This is a genomic window from Streptomyces sp. N50 (genome assembly GCF_033335955.1).
Lineage (GTDB): Bacteria > Actinomycetota > Actinomycetes > Streptomycetales > Streptomycetaceae > Streptomyces.
This window is the reverse complement of sequence record NZ_CP137549.1, coordinates 1,301,019-1,319,679: the sequence shown is the minus strand read 5'-3', so window position 1 is coordinate 1,319,679 and position 18,661 is coordinate 1,301,019. Positions and strand designations below refer to the sequence as shown.

Below are 18,661 nucleotides of genomic sequence, written 5' to 3'. Positions count from 1 at the left end.
CATCATCGCCGCGAGATGCTGGACACGACACAGAGCGACGCCGCGCCGCCGAAGGACGAGCCGCGCGGGTGCCTTTTCGCCCTTTCCCAGCCACCGCTGATGATCTTCCTAGCGGTGATCGGGTGTCTGCTGCTCATGGCCTCGCTGCACGACCTGCTGATGCTGTGAGCCGTACTCGTGGTCCCCGACGTCACCCGTCGGGGGCCGCGACCTCATCCCTGTGCGAGTGACGCGATCGGCGCCGGGCCTCAGCCTGCCGCTTCCTTGCGCCGTGCCCGGTACGCGGCCACATGCAGCCGGTTCCCGCAGGTCCGGCTGTCGCAGTACCTCCGGGAGCGGTTCCGTGAGAGGTCGACGAAGGCACGCCGGCAGTCCGGGGCCTCGCAGCGGCGCAGCCGCTCCTGCTCGCCGGCCACCACGAAGAACGCGAGCGCCATCCCGCAGTCGGCGGCGAGATGGTCGGCGACCGAGGCGCCGGGCGCGAAGTAGTGCACATGCCAGTCGTAGCCGTCGTGGTCCGTGAGCCGGGGTGTGGTGCCCGCGGCGGCGACCAGGTCGTTGATCAGCCCGGCGGCGGTCCGGGGGTCCGGGGCCGAGAAGACCGCGGTGAACCGGCCGCGGATCTTGCGCACGGCGGAGAGGTCGAACTCCGACAGCACCCCGACATCGCTGATCTCGTGGTTTCGTACGAAATCCGCGAGCAGCGCGACATCCTGCAGTCCGTCCGGCGCCGCGGCGTCCTCCGGTGCGGTGTTCACCAGATCGACCACGGTGTCGAGGGCGCACCGGGTGTCGTGGGTGATCAGCACGTTTCGCTCCCTGGCCTGGGGGTCGGGCGGGCGCCCGCCGATGCTGGCCGATGGTAGTGGCTTCCCGGAGGGCGGCCCCCTGTCTCTGAGAACGGGACGGCGTCCCGCGTGGTTCCCCGGGTCACGGAGAGTCGCGCGACCGGGCCGCACGCGCACCGGCGCCGCCCCCGCGACGAATCGCGGCGACGGCGCCGGTGTGTGCCTTATGCGGTTGTCTGAGCCCGAGCCGTCTCCCCGAGTTCGGACGGCGCCGGGCGGCTTGGATGGGACCTCGCTCTAGCTCTCCGCCAGGATGTGCGACAGCTCCTGATCCAGGTCGAAGTGCCGGTGCTCCGTGCCGGGTGGCACGGCGGCGTCCGTCCGCTTCAGGAAGGACTCCAGAGCCCGCGCGGGAGCCTCCAGCAGGGCTTCGCCCTCGGGAGAGCTCAGCGCGATGCAGACGACGCCCTGACCGTGACTACGGGATGGCCAGACTCGGACGTCGCCGGTGCCGGTGGGCCGGTGGAGGCCCTCCGCGAGAAGGTCGCGGGCGAACACCCACTCGACGGTCTCCTCGGCTCCGGTGTGGAAGGTGGCGTGCACGGCGTAGGGGTCGGCCGTGTCGTACCGCAGGCCTGCGGGGACAGGCAGGGATGACTCGCTCGACACAACGAGGCGCAGGTGCAGCTCGCAGCTGACCGTGGTGTTCATAAGCGCCAGGGCCTTTCGCTCAGTGTGCGCTCGGGGATTCGCACGTCGGCGAAATCGACATGCCACCTACGGTGCCGTTGTAAACCCCTCTGAGTGTTTTGCGTGCCTTTACGTAACTCTTCCGGCCGAGGGCTCGATCGCTCCGTGGGGCCATTCCGGTGACTGGTTTCCCTCGGGTAGGGTTTGTCCGTATGAATACGGGGAGTGACGAGCCGGGTGAGGTTGTCGTGGCGTCGGACGGGGCGGCCGACGAGAAGCGGGCGGACGGGGCGCGGGACGGGCAAGGGCTCGGTTCCAAGGCGCCGGAATTCATCAAGGCACGTCGTGCGCTGCATCTGAGCTGGCAGGTCGGCGTCTTCGTGATCGGCCTCGCGGTCGTCGTCGCCGGCATCATCATGCTGCCGCTGCCGGGACCCGGCTGGGTCGTGATCTTCGGCGGCATGGCGATCTGGGCGACCGAGTTCGTCTGGGCCCAGCTGGTGCTCCGCTGGACGAAACGCAAGGTCACCGAGGCGGCACAGCGTGCGCTCGACCCCGCCGTACGCCGCCGCAACATCGTCCTGACCTCGATCGGCCTGGTGATCGTGATCGCCCTGGTCGGTGTCTACGTCTGGAAGTTCGGCGTCGTGATGCCCTGGAAGATCAAGGACCAGTGACCCGCTGACGGCCTCCCGGGGCCTTCCGGTGCTGGTCGGGGCACCTGCTGACATGGGGTAATGTTCTCCGTGCGCCCGGGCGATTAGCTCAGTGGGAGAGCGCTTCGTTCACACCGAAGAGGTCACTGGTTCGAACCCAGTATCGCCCACCCGGACCGACGGCCCGTCTGTGATCACACAGGCGGGCCGTCGTCGTTCGGTCACCGGATCGCGCCGTCAACTCCCCACCGCCCAGGCGTTTTCCGGCCGGTCGCCGGCGGAGTGCGGCAGACCGCTTCCTGTTCGGCCGGCCGATCGCACGCGCCTCACCTGCGGTGTCCGTCCCGTTGCTCCGGCAACGCCCCCGGCGGCGCCGTCGTAGCGCTCAGCCGGTCCACAAGAAATTCCTGTCCGAATCATTGACGCACCCCGAGGGCCTCCGTACCTTGTGCCAGCAAGCGCTTACTTGAAACGATTCATGCAGGTGGCAACGACGCTACGGGGAGGGCCCATCATGGGAACCCGCACGAATGTGGAGAGGCGTACCGTCCTGAAGGCCGCCGGGGTCTCGGCGGCGACGCTGGGGCTGGCGGCGACGGGATGCGGCGGGAACGACGGCACGTCCGCGAACGGGAATGTGACGATCCGTTACTCGTGGTGGGGTGCCGAGGAGCGGGCGAAAAAGATCAATCAGTCCATCGCGCTCTTCGAAAAGAAGTATCCGAAGATCAAGGTGAAGACGGACTTTCAGGACTATCCCTCTTTCTGGGAGAAGTTCCAGACGCAGGCCGCGGGCGGAAATCCGCCGGACGTATTCCAGAACGCCGTCGGATTTCTTCGGAAGTACGACAAGAGAGGCGTCCTGCTCGATCTCAGATCGCAGATCGACGCGGGAAATCTGAGCATGGATCACTTCCGCGCGGGCGTGGTCGCGGTGGGCCAGGTCGACGGCAAGCAACTCGGTGTTCCGGTCGGTTCGAACACCATGGCGCTGGTCATCGACAAGAAGGTCTACACGAAGGCGGGCATCGACCCCACGGCGGGCTGGACCTGGGACGAGTACTTCAAAGCCCTCAAGACGATCCACGACAAGACCGGAGTCCCCGGAGACACGGGCTACTTCGGCATCATGTACCTGTACGACCTCTACCTCCGGCAGAACGGCAAGGCGTTCTTCACCAAGGACGGACTCGGTTTCGAGGAGTCGGATCTGACGGAGTGGTGGACGGACGGGTACGGCCGGGTGAAGGCCGGGATCGTCACCTCCCCGAAGGTCGTCGCCCAGGACACCCCCAAGTCCTCGCTCTCGGCCGGACACGGTGCCTCGGAATTCACCTGGGACAACTTCACCGTCCGCTACACGGCGGAGGGCACCAGCGACTACGGCCTCGCGCCGATCCCCACCACCGACGGCAAGGACACCGGCCAGTACCTCGCGTCCCTGATGCTCAGCGGCTCCGCGCGCACCAAGCACCCCAAGGAAGTCGCCCAGTTCATCGACTTCATGGTCCACGACCCCGCGGTCGGCAAGATCATGGGCTACGACCGGGGCATCCTCGCGACCACCGACCAGTACGACGCGTTCAAGCCGACCGACGTCGTCCAGAAGGAGATCGCCCAGTACGAGGCGGACACCGCCAAGGCCGGTGTCCTCGGGACGATCACCCCGCACCCGTCCGGCGCCGACACCGCCGAGTCCGCCTTCCTCCGCATCGGCGGGGACATGGCGCTGGGCAAGACCAAGGTCGCCGACGCGGTCAAGCAGTTCTTCTCCGAGGCGCAGGCCGCCTTCTCCGCCTGATGGGAACCGCCGTGACGCTCGTCGACGACGCTCCGCCCGCCACCCGGCAGACCCGCTCCGCCGCCCCCGCCGCCAAGAAGCGGCGGGGGCGCCGGGAGAACCTCGCCGGCTACCTCTTCATGTCCCCGTGGATCGCCGGCTTCCTGCTGCTGACCGCGGGCCCCATGGTCGCCTCCCTCTACTTCGCGTTCACCGACTACAACCTCTTCGACAGCCCGAAGTGGATCGGCTTCGACAACTTCACCCGGATGTTCGATGACCCGAGGTGGCAGAAGTCGGTGGAGGTGACGGCGAAATACGTCGTCATCGGCACCCCGCTGAAACTGCTCCTCGCCCTCGGCGTCGCCATGCTGCTCGCCCAGAGCCGCCGCGGCCAGGCCCTCTACCGGGCCGCCTTCTACGCCCCCTCGCTCATCGGCGCGAGCGTCTCGATCGGCTTCGTCTGGCGGACGCTCTTCTCCGACGGCGCCGTCGTGGACCGTACGCAGTCGCTCTTCGGCTCCCACGTCGGCGGCTGGGTCGGCGACCCCGACTGGATCCTCTACTCCCTGGTCGCGCTCACCGTCTGGCAGTTCGGCGCGCCGATGGTCATCTTCCTCGCCGGGCTCAAGCAGGTGCCGAGGGAGCTGTACGAGGCCGCCGCGATGGACGGGGCCGGACCCTTCCGCCGGTTCTGGAACATCACGCTGCCGATGATCTCGCCGGTCCTCTTCTTCAACGTGCTGCTGGAGACCATCCACTCCTTCCAGATCTTCGGCTCCGCGTACGTCGTCTCCAACTCCCAGTGCGGACCGGCCGACGCCACGCTCGTCTACACCTGTTACCTCTACCAACAGGGCTTCAAGAACGCCCAGATGGGCTTCGCGTCCGCGATGGCCTGGATGCTGCTGCTCGCCGTGGCGCTCGTGACGGCCGTCCTCTTCTGGTCGCAGAAGAAGTGGGTGCACTACGAGGAGGACGCCCGATGAGTGCTACGACTGCCCCGAAGTCCCCGGGGCTGGGACGCAAACGCACCGGCTCGCTCGTCTGGCACGTCGGAGCCCTGGCCGTCCTCGCTGTCGTCCTCTACCCGGTCGTCTGGGTCATCGGCGCCTCGTTCAAGCCGAGCAAGGACGTCATCAACAGCCTGCAGCTCTTCCCCGGCCACCCGATCCTCACCAACTTCAAGGGCCTGGCCAAGGGCATCGCCGACATCTCGATCTGGACCTTCTTCCAGAACTCCCTTTTCTACGCGCTCGGTTCGGTCCTCGGCATCCTCATCTCCTGCTCCCTGACGGCCTACGCCTTCGCCCGCATCCGGTTCGCAGGCCGCAACCTGCTCTTCTCCCTGATGATCGGCACGCTCCTGCTGCCGTACCACGTGCTGCTGATCCCGCAGTACGTGATGTTCCAGAAGCTCCAACTGGTCAACACCTACGTCCCGTTGCTCATCGGCAAGTACCTGGCGACCGAGGCCTTCTTCGTCTTCCTCATGGTGCAGTTCATGCGCAACCTGCCGAAGGAACTGGACGAGGCCGCCCGGCTCGACGGCTGCGGGCACCTGCGGATCTACTGGTCGATCGTGCTGCCGCTGTGCCGGCCCGCGCTCATCACCAGCGCGATCTTCACCTTCATCAACGCCTGGAACGACTTCATGGGCCCGCTGATCTACCTCAACGAGCCCGGGAAATACACGGTTTCACTGGGCCTGATGATGTTCCGCGACTCGGACGGCGTGGCCGCGAACTACGGCGGCATGATCGCCATGTCGCTCGTCGCGCTGCTGCCGGTGCTGCTGTTCTTCCTCGCCTTCCAGCGGTACCTGATCGACGGTATGGCGACCTCCGGACTGAAGGGCTGAGACGGTGGCCGAAGCACGCGTGAAACCACGCAGGGAGTCGGTCTTCGCCGAGCGGTTCGGGGTGTTCGCCGAATGTCTGCTCACCGGGGTGTGGATCGCCGTCGCCTCGGCGGGAGTTGTCACCTATCCCGCCGCATTCGCCGCCGGGGCACGGCACTTGAGGCGCCGAACCGGTCATGTGGGCGGTGGCTGGCGGGAGTTCGTCGCGGACTTCAGGGTGGCGCTGCGAGGCGGGTGGGTCGTCGGGGTTGCCGGGTGGGGCGTGGTGGCCGCCGGATGGGTGGACGTCCAGGCCGTGCGTGCCGGGCTGCCCGGTGGGCAACTCGTCGGTGCCGTCGGGGTGTTCGCGCTGCTCGGGATCGTCGTCGCCGGGATACGCGCGGCGGCGGTCTGGGCGCCGGGGGACAGCTGGCGGGTGCTGCTTGCCGAGGCCGGTCGCCGTACCGTCCTCGACCCGGCCGGTTCCTTCCTGCTCGTCGGCGGGCTGGTCCTCGTCGGCTGCTCCGCCCTGCTCATCGCACCGTTGGCGGTTCCCGTGCTGGGGGCCGTGGCCGCGGCGGCCGTCGCCGTGGAGGAGCGGTACCGGCACCGCTGACGGGCGGACGGTGCCTTGCACGAGGTCGACGCGTTCGGAGCGCCGTACCTCTGTCTGTCATGCCCCTGACTATTCGCACGTGACGAACGCTTCCCGCACGGAAAGGAAAGGTGGAAAGGTCATGTCTCCCATTCCCCGTAGGTCTCTTCTCAAGGCGGCCGCCGTCGCCGGAGCCGCCGCGCAGTTCAGCTGGGCGCTAGGGGCGAAGGACGCCCAGGCCGCGCCCGGAGCCGCGGCGGCCGACGGCGGCCCGGTGACCCTCGACTGGCTGGAAGACGGCGGTCTCGGTGCCGCCCCCGGATCGACGGTCGGTGTGCCGTGGCCGATGGGCACCTACCAGGAGGACCAGACCTTCGCGCTGACGGACGCCGAGGGCACGGCCGTGCCGGTGCAGTCCTGGCCGCTCGCCTACTGGCCCGACGGATCGCTCAAGTGGACGGCCCACGCGGTGAGTTCGGGCTCCGGCAAGCTCACCCTCACCGCCGGGGACACGACCGCCCCCGACAAGAAGGTCACCGTCGACAAGAGCGGCGGCACCATCGACGTGTCGACCGGGGTCATCACCGCGAAGATCGGCAAGAACGGCTCCACCCTCATCAAGTCGGTCACCAGGGGCGGCACGGAGATCGCGAAGAACGGCCGGCTCGTCCTCATCCGCCAGCCCGAGATCGAGGACGAGGACCAGGGCGCGGTGAAGACCGAGCGCTTCGACGGGGTGATCGGCGAGGTCACCGTCGAACAGGACGGCCCGGTAAGGGCGGTGGTCCGCATCGACGGCAAACACCGCAAGGGCGGCCGGAGTTGGCTGCCGTTCTCGATCCGCCTCTACTTCTACGCGGGCGCCGACTCCTTCCGCATGGTGCACACGATCACCTTCGACGGCACGGTGGAACCGGGGAAGGCGAGCGGTGACTTCATCCGCGGGCTGGGGGTTCGCTTCACCGTCCCGATGCGGGACGCGGCCTACGACCGTCACATCCGCATCGGCGGCGAAGGAACTGGCCTGCTGCGCGAGGCAGTTCAGGGCATCACGGGCCTGCGCCGCGACCCGGGCGCGACCGTCCAGGCCGCCCAGTACGCGGGGCAGAAGCTCGCCGACCCGTCCACCTGGGACCAGCGCGTCACGAGCCGCCTCCAGTACATCCCCCAGTGGGGCGACTACACCCTCTCCCAGCTCTCCGCCGACGGCTTCACCCTCCGCAAGCGCACCACCAAGGGCCACGGCTGGATCCCCGCCGGCGGCGGCGGACACGCCTCCGGATTCGGCTACGTCGGCGGGGCGAGCGGCGGATTCTCCTTCGGGCTAAGGGACTTCTGGGAGAAGTTCCCCGCGCAGCTCGACATCCGCGACGCCCACACCGACGAGGCCGAGGTCACCCTCTGGCTCTGGTCGCCCGAGGCCCAGCCGATGGACCTGCGCTTCTACCACGACGGCATGGGTCTGGACACGTACGCCAAACAGCTCGAAGGCCTCGAAATCACCTATGAGGACTACGAACCCGAATTCGGCACCCCGTACGGCATCGCCCGCACCTCCGAACTCCTTTTCTGGGCCAACGAGTCGACGCCCTCGGCGGAAGCCCTGGCCCAACAGGTGGACGCCGTAAGGGTGTTGCCCCAACTCGCCGCCCCGCCCGCGCAGTTGATCAAGTCCAAGGTCTTCGGACCCGGCCTCTACTCCGAACCAGACCGCTCCACCACCGCCAAGGCGAAGATCGAGGACCACCTCGACTTCCTCTTCACCTACTACAAGGACCAGGTGGCGCAACGCCGTTGGTACGGCTTCTGGGACTACGGCGACTTCATGCACTCGTACGACACCGTGCGGCACCAGTGGCGGTACGACATCGGCGGCTACGCCTGGGACAACTCCGAGCTGTCGCCGGACATCTGGCTCTGGTTCGCGTACATCCGCTCGGGCCGCTCGGACATCTTCCGCTTCGCCGAGGCGCTCACCCGGCACACCGGCGAGGTCGACGTCTACCACCTCGGCCAGTGGGCCGGCCTGGGCACCCGGCACGGCGTCCAGCACTACGCCGACAGCGCCAAGCAGCAGCGCATCGCCAACACCACCTACCGGCGCTACTACTACTTCCTCACCGCCGACGAACGCGTCGGCGACCTCATGGCGGCCAACGTCGACTCCGACGAGACGTTCCTCGTCCTCGACCCGATCCGCAAGATCCGCACCGCGCCGTACACCCCCGACCGGCACGCCCTGTCGATCGGATTCGGCACGGACTGGAGCGGGTTGGTGTCGGCGTGGCTGACCGAGTGGGAACGCAGGGGCCCCAAGTGGGAGAAGGCCAAGGCGCGTGTCCTGTCGACGATGGAGACAATTGCCGCCCAGCCCAACGGATTTGTGCAGGGGAGCGGGCTCTACGACCTCGACACCGGCAAGTTCGCCGTCGCGTCCGCGCCCGTGGTCTCCGTCTCGCACCTCTCGGCCGTCTTCGGCCTCAACGAGCTGTGCGCGGAGCTGATTTACCTCGTCGACCTGCCCAAGTTCAAGGAGGTGTACATGGATTACTGCCGCTACTTCAACGCCTCCAAGACCGAACAGGCGGCCCGCTACGGCTCCAACTTCGGCACCCTGCTGCTCTTCCAGGGCCACTCACGCCTCGACGCCTACGCCGCCGTACAACTCGACGACGCGACGCTCGCCAAGCGGGCCTGGACGAAGTTCTACGGCTCGGACGGGTATATGGAGTCCTCGCCGTGGAAGACGGAGCCGCTGACCGGGCCTGTGACGCTAGTCCCGGGCAGCGAGGCCGCGTGGGTGTCCTCGAACGACACCGCGCTGTACGGCCTCGCCGCCATCGAGAACCTCGCCCTGCTCGGCGACAAGATGCCCTAGCGCAGGGCTAGTTCATCCTCCCCAGGACCTCCCGCACCCGCCGGGCGTCCCGGATCCGCTGCTCGTACGTCGCGCCGAGTGCGAGCAGCAGGGCTCCGGCGAGGGCGGGAGGCGCCCAGCGGGGCAGGGCGCCTACGGCCTGGGCGAGGTACGGGGCGAGTTCGTGCAGGGTGTCCAGTACGAGGGTGGCGCCGCCGAGGAGGAGCGGTGCCTGGAGACGGTGCCGCGCGCCGATCAGGGTGACCAGCAGTGCGGCTGTGCCCAGCAGCAGGGGGCGGGTCCAGTGGGCGTCGGCCCAGGCCGCGAGGAGGCTCGGCGCGAGCGTGGCGGCGAGCCCGGGGCCGTACGCCGTCCAGGACGAGGTGTTCGGTTCGCGGCGCCTGCGCAGCGCGCCCACCAGCAGCGCCGGGACGCTCACCGCCAGTGTGTACGCCTCGGGGCTGCCGACGTCCCACGCGGACAGCCGTACCCAGGTGGCGAGGATGAACAGGGCGGCGGCCGCGTAGCCGACGTTCCTGCGCTCGGGCCGTAGCGCCGTGCCCGCCGCGATCACTCCGCACAGGGCCGACACCAGGGCGAACATGGGCAGTTCGAGAGAGGAGAGGCCGATCGCGACCAGGGCCGCGACAGTGCCCGTGATCTCGACGGCCGTCGTTGTCGCGGGTTCGCGGAGGCGTGCGGCGAGCAGCGCGGCGGCCACCGGCACGGCGAGCACCAGCAGCGCGGTGTGCTCCGGCCGCCAGTCCAGGGCGGCGCCCACGGCGCAGGCGAGGGCCGTGGCGTATCCGAGCGAGGCGGCGGCGGACGCCGGTGCGAGTCGGTCGCGCCGGGCGGCCACCGCGAACGCGGCGGTCAGGGATGCGAGTACGACGAGGGTGCCCGACTCCGTGGCCAGGGACAGGGCGGCCAGGCTGAGGGAGGCGAGCAGGGCGAGGAGTGTCGCGGCGCGGTGCGCGAGGGCGAGGAGGGCGATGATCGCGAGCCCTTGCACCAACAGGCCGACGCTGTAGGGCAGTTGGAGTGCGGGCGGGACGGTGATCGCCGTGGCCCAGGCCAGGGTCAGTGCGGCGGTCCGTGCCTGGGGCTGCCACTCGGCGTTGCGGACCATGCGGGCGAGGACTGCCGCAACCGCCGCGAGAACCAGGGGAGTTGTGGCGGCATGCGCGGGCCAGAAGGCGCCCACCGCCGCCGCGTCACGGGCGTCGCCCGGTGCACCGGACCAGGCGTGCGACAGCCACGCGGCCGGACCGAGCAGTGTGACCCCGACGACCGGCAGCGTCCACAGCACCGCGCTCGCCTGTACGGCGCCGGAGGCCCAGCCGAGACCGTGCCGTACGGGCTCGGGGAGCCGGCCCCGTACGAGCGCCAACAGGGCGACCCCACAAGCCAGATAGCCGGGAACCGTCCAGTCGGCGGGCAGCGACGCGCGCAGCACGCCACCGAGCGCGGCGACCAGGAACAGGCCGCCCGCCGCGGCCGTACCCGTCCTCAGCCCCCGGCCGGTAGCCAGCCACGCGGCGCCGAACGCGCCTGCCGCAGCGAGGACGAAGAGCGCCGCCGCACGGGCGGCGGCGCCCGGACCGGTCGCGTCCAAAGAGATCACGCCGGCCGCCAGCACGCCCCAGCCGCCCATGCCGAACGCCCCGCCGGCGGCGACGAGACGAACGGCCTTCGGGGAGACCCGGAGCGCGACAACCATGTCGGTCACGGCGGTCAGCAACAGCGCGGCCGTGATCGTGTGCGGACCCCCGCCGGCCGCGATCGCCCAGAGCAGCAAGGGGAGTTGGGCGACCGCGAGCGCGGCGGGGAGGGGGAGGAGAAGGGTCGGTGAGGGCTGGTCCGCGCGGGAGGTGGGCGGGCTCGGCAGCGCCGCGGATCCGGTGGCGTCCGGGCGGGGGCCGGTCGGGTTCGGGTGTGCCGCGATGTCGGCCGGGTTCGTGCGGGGGTCGGTCGGGTGTGTGACGCCGGCCTGTTCCGTGCGGGCGTCGGCCGGGTTCGGGAGCGCCGCGAGTCCGATGCCGTACGCAGTCCAGAGTGCCGTCAGCGCCGTCGCCGCCGCTGCCGCGAACGTCACGCCGTCCCCGTCCGGGAACGCGACCTCGTGCAGCGCGTAGGCGTCCAGCACCGTCAGGGCGAGACCGAGGCCCGCGAGCGACTCGGCCGTGGAGCGCAGGCCACGGCGCAGCAGCACGACGGGTGCGCCGAGCGTCGCCAGGGTCACCGCGCCGAGCACCAGCGCCCGGCCCGCGATTCCCATCGACCCCCAGCTGACCAGCGTGAACGCGATCGCGGCGAGGATGAGCAGGGTGGCGCCGAGGAGGAGCAGCACGTTCTGCACGCTCGGTGCGGTGGCCTCACGCCGGGGCGGTGCGGCGGGCGGCGGCGACAGCACGGGTGCGGGCCGGACCGGCTGGAGCACGGTCAGCAGCCAGGCTCGCCGGTGCAGCAACTGGGCCCGGCGGGCGTCCAGTTGGCGCAGCTCGGCGTCCAGGATCCCCAGCTCCACGGCCGGGGGCGGAATGTGCGTCATGACTCGGAGTGTGGCGCCCGTCACGTCGTACGACATGAGTACGCGTACTCAAACGCGCCTGGTGGCCGGGAGACGGGCTCGGGACCGGGCAGACTCCCGCCATGGACTGGAACCGTTACCGCTTCCGCGCCCGGTGGTCCCTGCCCGCGCCGCCCGCCGTCGTGTACCCGGTCCTGGAACGGGCCGAGGACTATCCGCGCTGGTGGCCGCAGGTGCGCGCGGTCGACCGCGTCGACGACACGACCGGCGTCATCCGCATCCGCGCGAGCCTGCCGTACGTCCTGACCTTCACCGCGCGCGAAGTGCGGCGCGATCCGGCGGCCGGGGTGCTGGAGATCGCGATGACCGGTGATCTGGTGGGCTGGGCGCGCTGGACCCTCACCGCCGACGGTTCCGGCACGCTCGCCCGCTACGACCAGGAGGTCGACCTGAACCGGCCGCTGCTCAGGTGGTTCGCCGTACCCGGGCGGCCGGTGTTCCGCCTCAACCACGCGCTGATGATGCGGGCCGGGCGGCGCGGGCTCCTCGCCCACCTGGCAGCGGCCTGACGGAAGCGGTTTGAAGGAAACCGGCGGGGGCCTGTATTGTTCGGTGCGTTCCCGGGCGATTAGCTCAGTGGGAGAGCGCTTCGTTCACACCGAAGAGGTCACTGGTTCGAACCCAGTATCGCCCACCGGGAAAGGCCGGTCCGCAGCAGCGGACCGGCTTTTTGCTGTGCCTGTGCGGTTGTCGTGCCTGTGCGGTTACGCGGCCTCCGCCGTCAGACCCGGGCGCAGCGGCCACGACTGGTCCACCCGTTCCGGGGTGCCGCTGCGCGCGAACCACGCCTGGAGGCCGCGTGCTTGGGCCGCGTGCCACGTCGACTGCAGGGTGTGCAGCTCGGCGGGGGACAGGCGTTCCAGGCGGGTCGCGAAGCGGCGGCCCAGGGCGCGGACCACCTCCAGGGAGGCCAGCGCGTCCGCGCCCGCGTCGTGCGCGCCCTCCAACTCGACGCCGTAGTGCGCGCACAGGTCGGTGAGGGTGCGGCGGCCCTTGCGGTAGCGGTCCAGATGTTTGTCCAGGACCCGGGGATCCAGGACCTGTAGGGGCGTCGACTCGAACCACTGGTCCAGCGAGCACGCGCGGTGGCGGCGCAGTTCGCGGTCCAGCAGGGTCAGGTCGAACGGTGCGTTCATGACCACCAACGGGCGTCCCATCGCGGCCTGTTCGGCCAGCTCGTCGGCTATCTCGTGCATCACCGGCGCGGGCCAGCGGCCGTTGCGCTGAAGATGCTCATCCGTCAGTCCATGGATCGCCGTCGCCCCGGCGGGCACCGGCACCCCCGGGTTCACCAGCCACCGGGCCGCCCGGGGCCGGGTGCCGGGGGCGTCCTGGACGACGATCGCGGCCGACACGATCCGGTCGGTCTCCACATCCACGCCCGTGGTCTCCGTGTCGAACGCGGCCAACGGGCCCTCGTACCAGCACGTCATACGTACACAACTCCTCGTTCACCCACGGCAGCTGACGCACCGTCTTCTGCCAGTTTGGTGATACCCGGGCTGTTTGCGCCGTACGCCGGAAGGACACAACAGGAGTGCGGGTCTTTGCAGTTCAGCGACCCGGAGCAGGCATTCTGCACCACAATTCACCTGAACTTGGAAGGCTGTTGGCCATGGTGATAGCGCAGCCCGAGCGGGGCGGGCTGCTGCCCGAACGGACGGCACCCCATCGCGGATCGCTCGCCACCACCGCCTGCATGGAGACTCTGCAGGTGGGCTATCTGCACGCCGTCGCCGCCGCGGCCGGCTGCTCGCTGTCGCAACCCTTCCCGGACAACGGCATCGACTGGCACGTCAGTCACGGCTCGCCCGGGCACACGGTGGACGACGAGGTCACGATAAAAGTGCAGCTCAAGTGCACTTACCAGATCCCGCCGAATCCGCCGGGACGTTCCTTCTCCTTCACGCTCGACAACGACCATCTGCGCAAGCTCGCCCGCACACCGGTCTCGGTGCACAAGATCCTTGTCGTGATGCTCGTCCCGCGTTCCCAGGACGACTGGCTGCGCGCCAGCCACGACCGGCTCGATCTGCGGCACTGCTGCTACTGGGTCAACCTCGCCGGTCACGCGATCACCGGCCGGACCCGGACCACCGTGCGGATACCGACCTCGCGCATCTTCGACGACCGGGCGCTGTGCGAGATCATGACGCGGGTCGGGACGGGAGGCAGGCCATGAGGCACCGCTCGGTCGAGGAACACCTGCGGACGGTACGACCCCATCCCGACGACCATGCCGGCGACGCGAGTTGGGACCGCGCCCCCGAGCCCGACCAGGTCGACCCCGCCGTCCTCGGCGCCCTGCTGCGCCGGCACGGCTGGCAGCGGCGCGGCGGCGCCGCCGGACGGTACGGCCGCTGGACCCCACCCGGGCCCGGCGGCTCGGGCACCAGCCTGCTGGTCCCCGAGAGCCGGGCCTTCCCCGACAGCGACGACCTCCTCGGCGAGGCGCTCATCGCGCTCGCCCGCAGCAACACCCCCTCCGCCCGCGAGGTCCTCGTCGGCCTCGCCGTACCGAGCGACGAGATCCGCTGGTGGCGCGACATCCCGACCGGCCCTGCGGGCGCCGCGTCCTGGACCGTGGAGGAGCAACTCCGCGCCGCCGCCCGCCAGATGCTGCTCGCCGCCGCACTCGCCACACGCGCGCGTGCCGGCTACTACGGCGCCCGCCACCGCCGCCCCGCCGCCGCGTCCCTGGAGCACGTCCTCGTCGGCTCCGCGCCCGGCGGCCGTCAACTCACCGCGTTCGTCCCGGTCGACACCGGCCGCGCCCTCGCCGTACGCCTCCACCAGGCCCTGTACGCGACCCGCGAGGCCATCGACTACGAGCGGGCCACCGGCGGCATGGACGCCTTCGACGGAGCCGTCGAGGCGGGCGTCAGCCGGGAGTTGACCGAAGCCGTCGTCGCGCTCGTGCGCGGCACCGAGGGCGCCCGGATCGCCGTCGAGTGGGCGCCCGGCGCGGGCGTCCCCGAGGGCTGTGCCGCGCCCGCCGAGGCCGTCGAGTTCTCGCCCGGCGACCTGCCCGTGCTGCGCGCGGCCGGGGCCCGCTATCTGCGCGAGGAACCGTCCATGCCCGTGCGCATCACCGGCTCGGTGGTGCGGATGCGCCGGTCGGGGCCGCGCGGCGAGGGCACCGTACGGATGCAGGTGATCGCCGGCGCCGAGGTCGGGCACGTCCGGATGACCCTGGACGAGGAGTCGTATCGCATAGCCGGGCACGCCCACCTCGTAGGGCTCCCGGTGCGGGTGCACGGGCGGCTGGAGAGCCGGGGTGGGTTCCGGCGGCTGACCGGTGCCTCCGGGGTCGTACCCGTGCAGGTGGACGAGGCGGAGCGGGACCGGCTGATGAAGTCCCTCCAGGAGAACCTCGACTTCTTCGAGGAGGCGTGCAGCGGGGAGGAGGACTGAGGGAGGGGAGCGGGGCGACCGTTTCGCGGTGGGCCCCTTAGGGTCGGTACGATCCCCTATTGCGCGCGCTCACGGTATGGCGCCGCATCCACCCTGTAGTCAGGAGAGACCCGTGTCAGACGTCCGTGTGATCATCCAACGCGATTCCGAGCGGGAAGAGCGCACGGTGACGACGGGCACCACGGCCGCGGAACTCTTCGCCGGCGAGCGCTCGATCATCGCCGCGCGCGTGGCCGGGGAGCTCAAGGACCTGGCGTACGTCGTCTCCGAGGGGGAGGAAGTCGAGCCCGTCGAGATCTCCTCCACCGACGGCCTCAACATCCTGCGCCACTCCACCGCGCACGTCATGGCGCAGGCCGTGCAGGAGCTGTTCCCCGAGGCCAAGCTGGGCATCGGCCCGCCGGTCAAGGACGGCTTCTACTACGACTTCGACGTCGAGCGGCCGTTCACGCCCGAGGATCTCAAGGCCATCGAGAAGAAGATGCAGGAGATCCAGAAGCGGGGGCAGAAGTTCTCGCGCCGTGTCGTCACCGACGAGGACGCCCGCGAGGAGCTGGCCAACGAGCCGTACAAGCTCGAACTCATCGGCATCAAGGGCTCCGCGTCCACGGACGACGGCGCGGACGTCGAGGTCGGCGGCGGCGAGCTGACGATCTACGACAACCTCGACGCCAAGACCGGCGACCTGTGCTGGAAGGACCTCTGCCGCGGTCCGCACCTGCCCACCACGCGCAACATCCCGGCGTTCAAGCTGATGCGCAACGCGGCCGCCTACTGGCGCGGCAGCGAGAAGAACCCCATGCTCCAGCGCATCTACGGCACCGCCTGGCCCTCCAAGGAGGAGCTGAAGGCGCACCTCGACTTCCTGGTCGAGGCCGAGAAGCGCGACCACCGCAAGCTGGGCAGCGAGCTGGACCTGTTCTCCATCCCGGAGCAGATCGGCTCCGGCCTGGCCGTCTTCCACCCCAAGGGCGGTGTCGTCCGCCGGGTCATGGAGGACTACTCGCGGCGCCGGCACGAGGAGGAGGGCTACGAGTTCGTCTACACCCCGCACGCGACGAAGGGGAAGCTCTTCGAGACGTCCGGGCACCTGGACTGGTACGCCGACGGCATGTACCCGCCCATGCAGCTCGACGAGGGCGTGGACTACTACCTCAAGCCCATGAACTGCCCGATGCACAACCTGATCTTCGACGCGCGCGGCCGCTCGTACCGTGAACTGCCGCTGCGCCTCTTCGAGTTCGGGACCGTGTACCGGTACGAGAAGTCGGGCGTCGTGCACGGTCTGACCCGCGCGCGGGGCTTCACGCAGGACGACGCGCACATCTACTGCACGCGCGAGCAGATGGCCGACGAGCTGGACAAGACGCTCACCTTCGTCCTCAACCTGCTGCGGGACTACGGCCTGACGGACTTCTACCTGGAGCTGTCGACCAAGGACCCGGAGAAGTTCGTCGGCTCGGACGAGGTCTGGGAAGAGGCCACGGAGACGCTGCGCCAGGTCGCCGAGAAGCAGGGTCTGCCGCTCGTCCCCGACCCGGGCGGTGCCGCGTTCTACGGCCCGAAGATCTCCGTCCAGACGAAGGACGCGATCGGCCGGACCTGGCAGATGTCCACCGTCCAGCTGGACTTCAACCTGCCGGAGCGCTTCGACCTGGAGTACACCGGTCCTGACGGCTCCAAGCAGCGGCCGGTCATGATCCACCGGGCGCTGTTCGGGTCCATCGAGCGGTTCTTCGCGGTGCTTCTTGAGCACTACGCGGGTGCCTTCCCGGCGTGGCTGGCGCCGGTGCAGGCGGTCGGGATCCCGATCGGGGACGGGCACGTCGAGTACCTGGAGAAGTTCGCCGTGGCGGCGAAGAAGAAGGGGCTGCGCGTCGAGGTCGACTCGTCCTCGGACCGGATGCAGAAGAAGATCCGCAACGCGCAGAAGCAGAAGGTCCCGTTCATGGTCATCGTCGGCGACGAGGACATGAACGCCGGGACGGTGTCCTTCCGTTACCGCGACGGCTCGCAGGAGAACGGCATCGCGTTCGACGACGCCATCGCGAAGATCGAGCAGGTCGTGGCGGACCGCGTGCAGGTCTGATCCTGTTGCTTTGAGAGGCCCTCGGGGAGTTCTTCAGCTCCCCGGGGGCCTCTCGTCGTCCTCCCTAGTGAAGACCTGGAGCAGCCAGGAGGCGAAGGTTCCGGTGACCGCGCCGAGCAGGGCCAGGCCGATGGCCATCATGGCTACGGCGATCAGGCGGCCGAGCGGGGTGACGGGGGCCACGTCGCCATAGCCGACGGTCGCGAAGGTCGCGCAGGTCCACCACACGGCGTCGCCGAAGGTCTTTATCGTCGCGCCCGGGGCCGCGTGTTCCTCGTGGTAGACGGAGAGGGCGCCGGCGAAGCCCAGCAGAACGGTGGACAGGCCGGCGTAGACGATCACGCGCGCGTGCAGGGCGAGCCGGGGCTGGCCGTGCCGTCGCTGGACGGCCTCGTACACCTTGACGACGCGCAGTGGCCGGAGGAGGGGCAGGAGCAGGACCAGGGTGTCCAGCCAGTGCGTGCGGACGAAGCGCAGGTGCTCGCGGCTCAGCCGCCAGCGGACCGCGTAGTCCACGGCGAAGAGCGCCCACGCGGCGAACAGCACGGCGAGGCAGAGGTCCTGCCAGGTGTCCGGCAGGCCGTGGGCCAGGATGCGTACCGCGTACGCGGCGAGGAAGACCAGGGACGCCACGGCTAGGGGGACCTCCGTGCGCTGCTCCCAGCGGGCCTTGCGGCTGTCGTCGTCCATCGGCCCAGCTTGGCGCGGGAGGGGTTTCGCGCAACCCCGGCGACACGCCGCGAACGGGCGAAGCCATATGCTTCCCTGCATGACGAGTGAGCCGGAGCAGCAGATCGGAGTGGGCACGCCGGACGCGTTCCAGCGCCTCTGGACGCCCCACCGGATGGCCTACATCCAGGGCGAGAACAAGCCGACCGGCCCCGGTGCCGACGACGGTTGCCCCTTCTGCTCGATTCCGGCGAAATCGGACGAGGACGGGCTGATCGTCAGGCGCGGTGAGCTGGTGTACGGGGTGCTCAATCTGTACCCGTACAACGGCGGCCATCTGATGGTCGTGCCCTACCGTCACGTCGCGGACTACACCGACCTGACGGACGCGGAGACCGTGGAGCTGGCGGCGCTCACCAAGCAGGCGATGACGGCCCTGCGCACCGCGTCCGGCGCCCACGGCTTCAACATCGGCATGAACCAGGGCAGCGTGGCGGGCGCGGGTATCGCCGCCCACCTCCACCAGCACATCGTCCCGCGCTGGGGCGGCGACACGAACTTCATGCCGGTGGTCGGCCACACGAAGGTGCTGCCCCAACTCCTCGCGGACACACGGAAGATGCTGGCGGAGGCGTGGCCCACGGCTTGAATCTCGTGGCTTGGCTTCGGGTTTGGATCCCGCGGCCGGCATCA

The 18,661-nt window shown here is 69.7% G+C and carries 17 protein-coding genes and 2 tRNA genes; 14 read left to right on the top strand and 5 right to left on the bottom strand.

The window, feature by feature from the left end:
- The first annotated feature begins 15 nt into the window (after positions 1–15).
- Positions 16–168, top strand: coding sequence for a hypothetical protein (locus R2B38_RS05480; protein ID WP_019059824.1), 153 nt, complete (start codon positions 16–18; stop codon positions 166–168).
- 80 nt (positions 169–248) lie between these two features.
- Here R2B38_RS05480 and R2B38_RS05475 read toward each other — a convergent pair whose 3' ends face one another.
- Together R2B38_RS05475 and R2B38_RS05470 are read right to left on the bottom strand one after the other, a co-directional pair.
- Positions 249–809: a CGNR zinc finger domain-containing protein gene (locus R2B38_RS05475; protein WP_033282237.1), complete on the bottom strand. Its 561-nt coding sequence runs from the start codon at positions 807–809 to the stop codon at positions 249–251.
- A 276-nt stretch (positions 810–1,085) separates the two neighbouring features.
- The gene (locus R2B38_RS05470) at positions 1,086–1,499 is read right to left on the bottom strand and encodes an SsgA family sporulation/cell division regulator (protein WP_004002642.1); all 414 of its coding nucleotides are present in this window, start codon (positions 1,497–1,499) and stop codon (positions 1,086–1,088) included.
- Between the two features lie 191 nt (positions 1,500–1,690).
- Here R2B38_RS05470 and R2B38_RS05465 point away from each other — a divergent pair, with 191 nt between their 5' ends.
- The 7 genes from R2B38_RS05465 (at position 1,691) to R2B38_RS05435 (ending at position 9,227) form a co-directional block, all read left to right on the top strand.
- Positions 1,691–2,155 carry a TIGR02611 family protein gene (locus R2B38_RS05465; protein ID WP_318015212.1) on the top strand — a complete coding sequence of 155 codons (465 nt, stop codon included), beginning with the start codon at positions 1,691–1,693 and terminating at the stop codon, positions 2,153–2,155.
- 77 nt (positions 2,156–2,232) lie between these two features.
- Positions 2,233–2,304, top strand: a tRNA-Val gene (locus R2B38_RS05460).
- A 344-nt stretch (positions 2,305–2,648) separates the two neighbouring features.
- The gene (locus tag R2B38_RS05455) at positions 2,649–3,935 is read left to right on the top strand and encodes an ABC transporter substrate-binding protein (RefSeq protein WP_318015211.1); all 1,287 of its coding nucleotides are present in this window, start codon (positions 2,649–2,651) and stop codon (positions 3,933–3,935) included.
- The gene (locus tag R2B38_RS05450) at positions 3,935–4,903 is read left to right on the top strand and encodes a sugar ABC transporter permease (RefSeq protein WP_318015210.1); all 969 of its coding nucleotides are present in this window, start codon (positions 3,935–3,937) and stop codon (positions 4,901–4,903) included. Before R2B38_RS05455 ends, R2B38_RS05450 begins: the two co-directional genes overlap by 1 nt.
- Positions 4,900–5,775 carry a carbohydrate ABC transporter permease gene (locus R2B38_RS05445; RefSeq protein WP_318015209.1) on the top strand — a complete coding sequence of 292 codons (876 nt, stop codon included), beginning with the start codon at positions 4,900–4,902 and terminating at the stop codon, positions 5,773–5,775. The genes R2B38_RS05450 and R2B38_RS05445 overlap by 4 nt, the downstream gene beginning before the upstream one ends.
- 4 nt (positions 5,776–5,779) lie before the next feature.
- Complete coding sequence (locus R2B38_RS05440; protein WP_318015208.1) at positions 5,780–6,370, top strand: hypothetical protein; 591 nt, start codon at positions 5,780–5,782, stop codon at positions 6,368–6,370.
- A gap of 121 nt (positions 6,371–6,491) precedes the next feature.
- Positions 6,492–9,227, top strand: coding sequence for a Tat pathway signal sequence domain protein (locus R2B38_RS05435; RefSeq protein WP_318015207.1), 2,736 nt, complete (start codon positions 6,492–6,494; stop codon positions 9,225–9,227).
- A gap of 7 nt (positions 9,228–9,234) precedes the next feature.
- On the opposite strand, the gene R2B38_RS05430 is transcribed toward R2B38_RS05435, so the two are convergent.
- Positions 9,235–11,757, bottom strand: coding sequence for an SCO7613 C-terminal domain-containing membrane protein (locus tag R2B38_RS05430; RefSeq protein WP_318015206.1), 2,523 nt, complete (start codon positions 11,755–11,757; stop codon positions 9,235–9,237).
- 101 nt (positions 11,758–11,858) lie between these two features.
- Here R2B38_RS05430 and R2B38_RS05425 point away from each other — a divergent pair, with 101 nt between their 5' ends.
- Together R2B38_RS05425 and R2B38_RS05420 are read left to right on the top strand one after the other, a co-directional pair.
- Positions 11,859–12,305, top strand: a complete 447-nt coding sequence (locus tag R2B38_RS05425) for an SRPBCC family protein (RefSeq protein ID WP_318015205.1) — start codon at positions 11,859–11,861, stop codon at positions 12,303–12,305.
- 53 nt (positions 12,306–12,358) lie between these two features.
- Positions 12,359–12,430 (top strand) — tRNA-Val (locus tag R2B38_RS05420).
- 70 nt (positions 12,431–12,500) lie between these two features.
- Here R2B38_RS05420 and R2B38_RS05415 read toward each other — a convergent pair.
- Positions 12,501–13,229 (bottom strand): 3'-5' exonuclease, encoded by a 729-nt coding sequence (locus R2B38_RS05415; protein WP_318015204.1) that lies wholly within the window; start codon positions 13,227–13,229, stop codon positions 12,501–12,503.
- A 182-nt stretch (positions 13,230–13,411) separates the two neighbouring features.
- Between R2B38_RS05415 and R2B38_RS05410 the strand changes: the two genes are divergently transcribed.
- The 3 genes from R2B38_RS05410 to thrS all read left to right on the top strand — a co-directional run bounded on the left by R2B38_RS05410 (position 13,412) and on the right by thrS (position 17,299).
- Positions 13,412–13,978 (top strand): DUF4365 domain-containing protein, encoded by a 567-nt coding sequence (locus R2B38_RS05410; RefSeq protein WP_200689140.1) that lies wholly within the window; start codon positions 13,412–13,414, stop codon positions 13,976–13,978.
- Positions 13,975–15,210 carry a hypothetical protein gene (locus R2B38_RS05405; protein WP_318015203.1) on the top strand — a complete coding sequence of 412 codons (1,236 nt, stop codon included), beginning with the start codon at positions 13,975–13,977 and terminating at the stop codon, positions 15,208–15,210. The genes R2B38_RS05410 and R2B38_RS05405 overlap by 4 nt, the downstream gene beginning before the upstream one ends.
- A 112-nt stretch (positions 15,211–15,322) precedes the next feature.
- Positions 15,323–17,299 (top strand): threonine--tRNA ligase, encoded by a 1,977-nt coding sequence (gene thrS, locus R2B38_RS05400; RefSeq protein WP_318015202.1) that lies wholly within the window; start codon positions 15,323–15,325, stop codon positions 17,297–17,299.
- Between the two features lie 33 nt (positions 17,300–17,332).
- On the opposite strand, the gene R2B38_RS05395 is transcribed toward thrS, so the two are convergent.
- Positions 17,333–17,989 carry a potassium channel family protein gene (locus tag R2B38_RS05395; RefSeq protein WP_318015201.1) on the bottom strand — a complete coding sequence of 219 codons (657 nt, stop codon included), beginning with the start codon at positions 17,987–17,989 and terminating at the stop codon, positions 17,333–17,335.
- Positions 17,990–18,056: 67 nt separating this feature from the next.
- Between R2B38_RS05395 and R2B38_RS05390 the strand changes: the two genes are divergently transcribed.
- Positions 18,057–18,617, top strand: a complete 561-nt coding sequence (locus tag R2B38_RS05390) for an HIT family protein (protein ID WP_043684026.1) — start codon at positions 18,057–18,059, stop codon at positions 18,615–18,617.
- Positions 18,618–18,661: the final 44 nt, after the last annotated feature.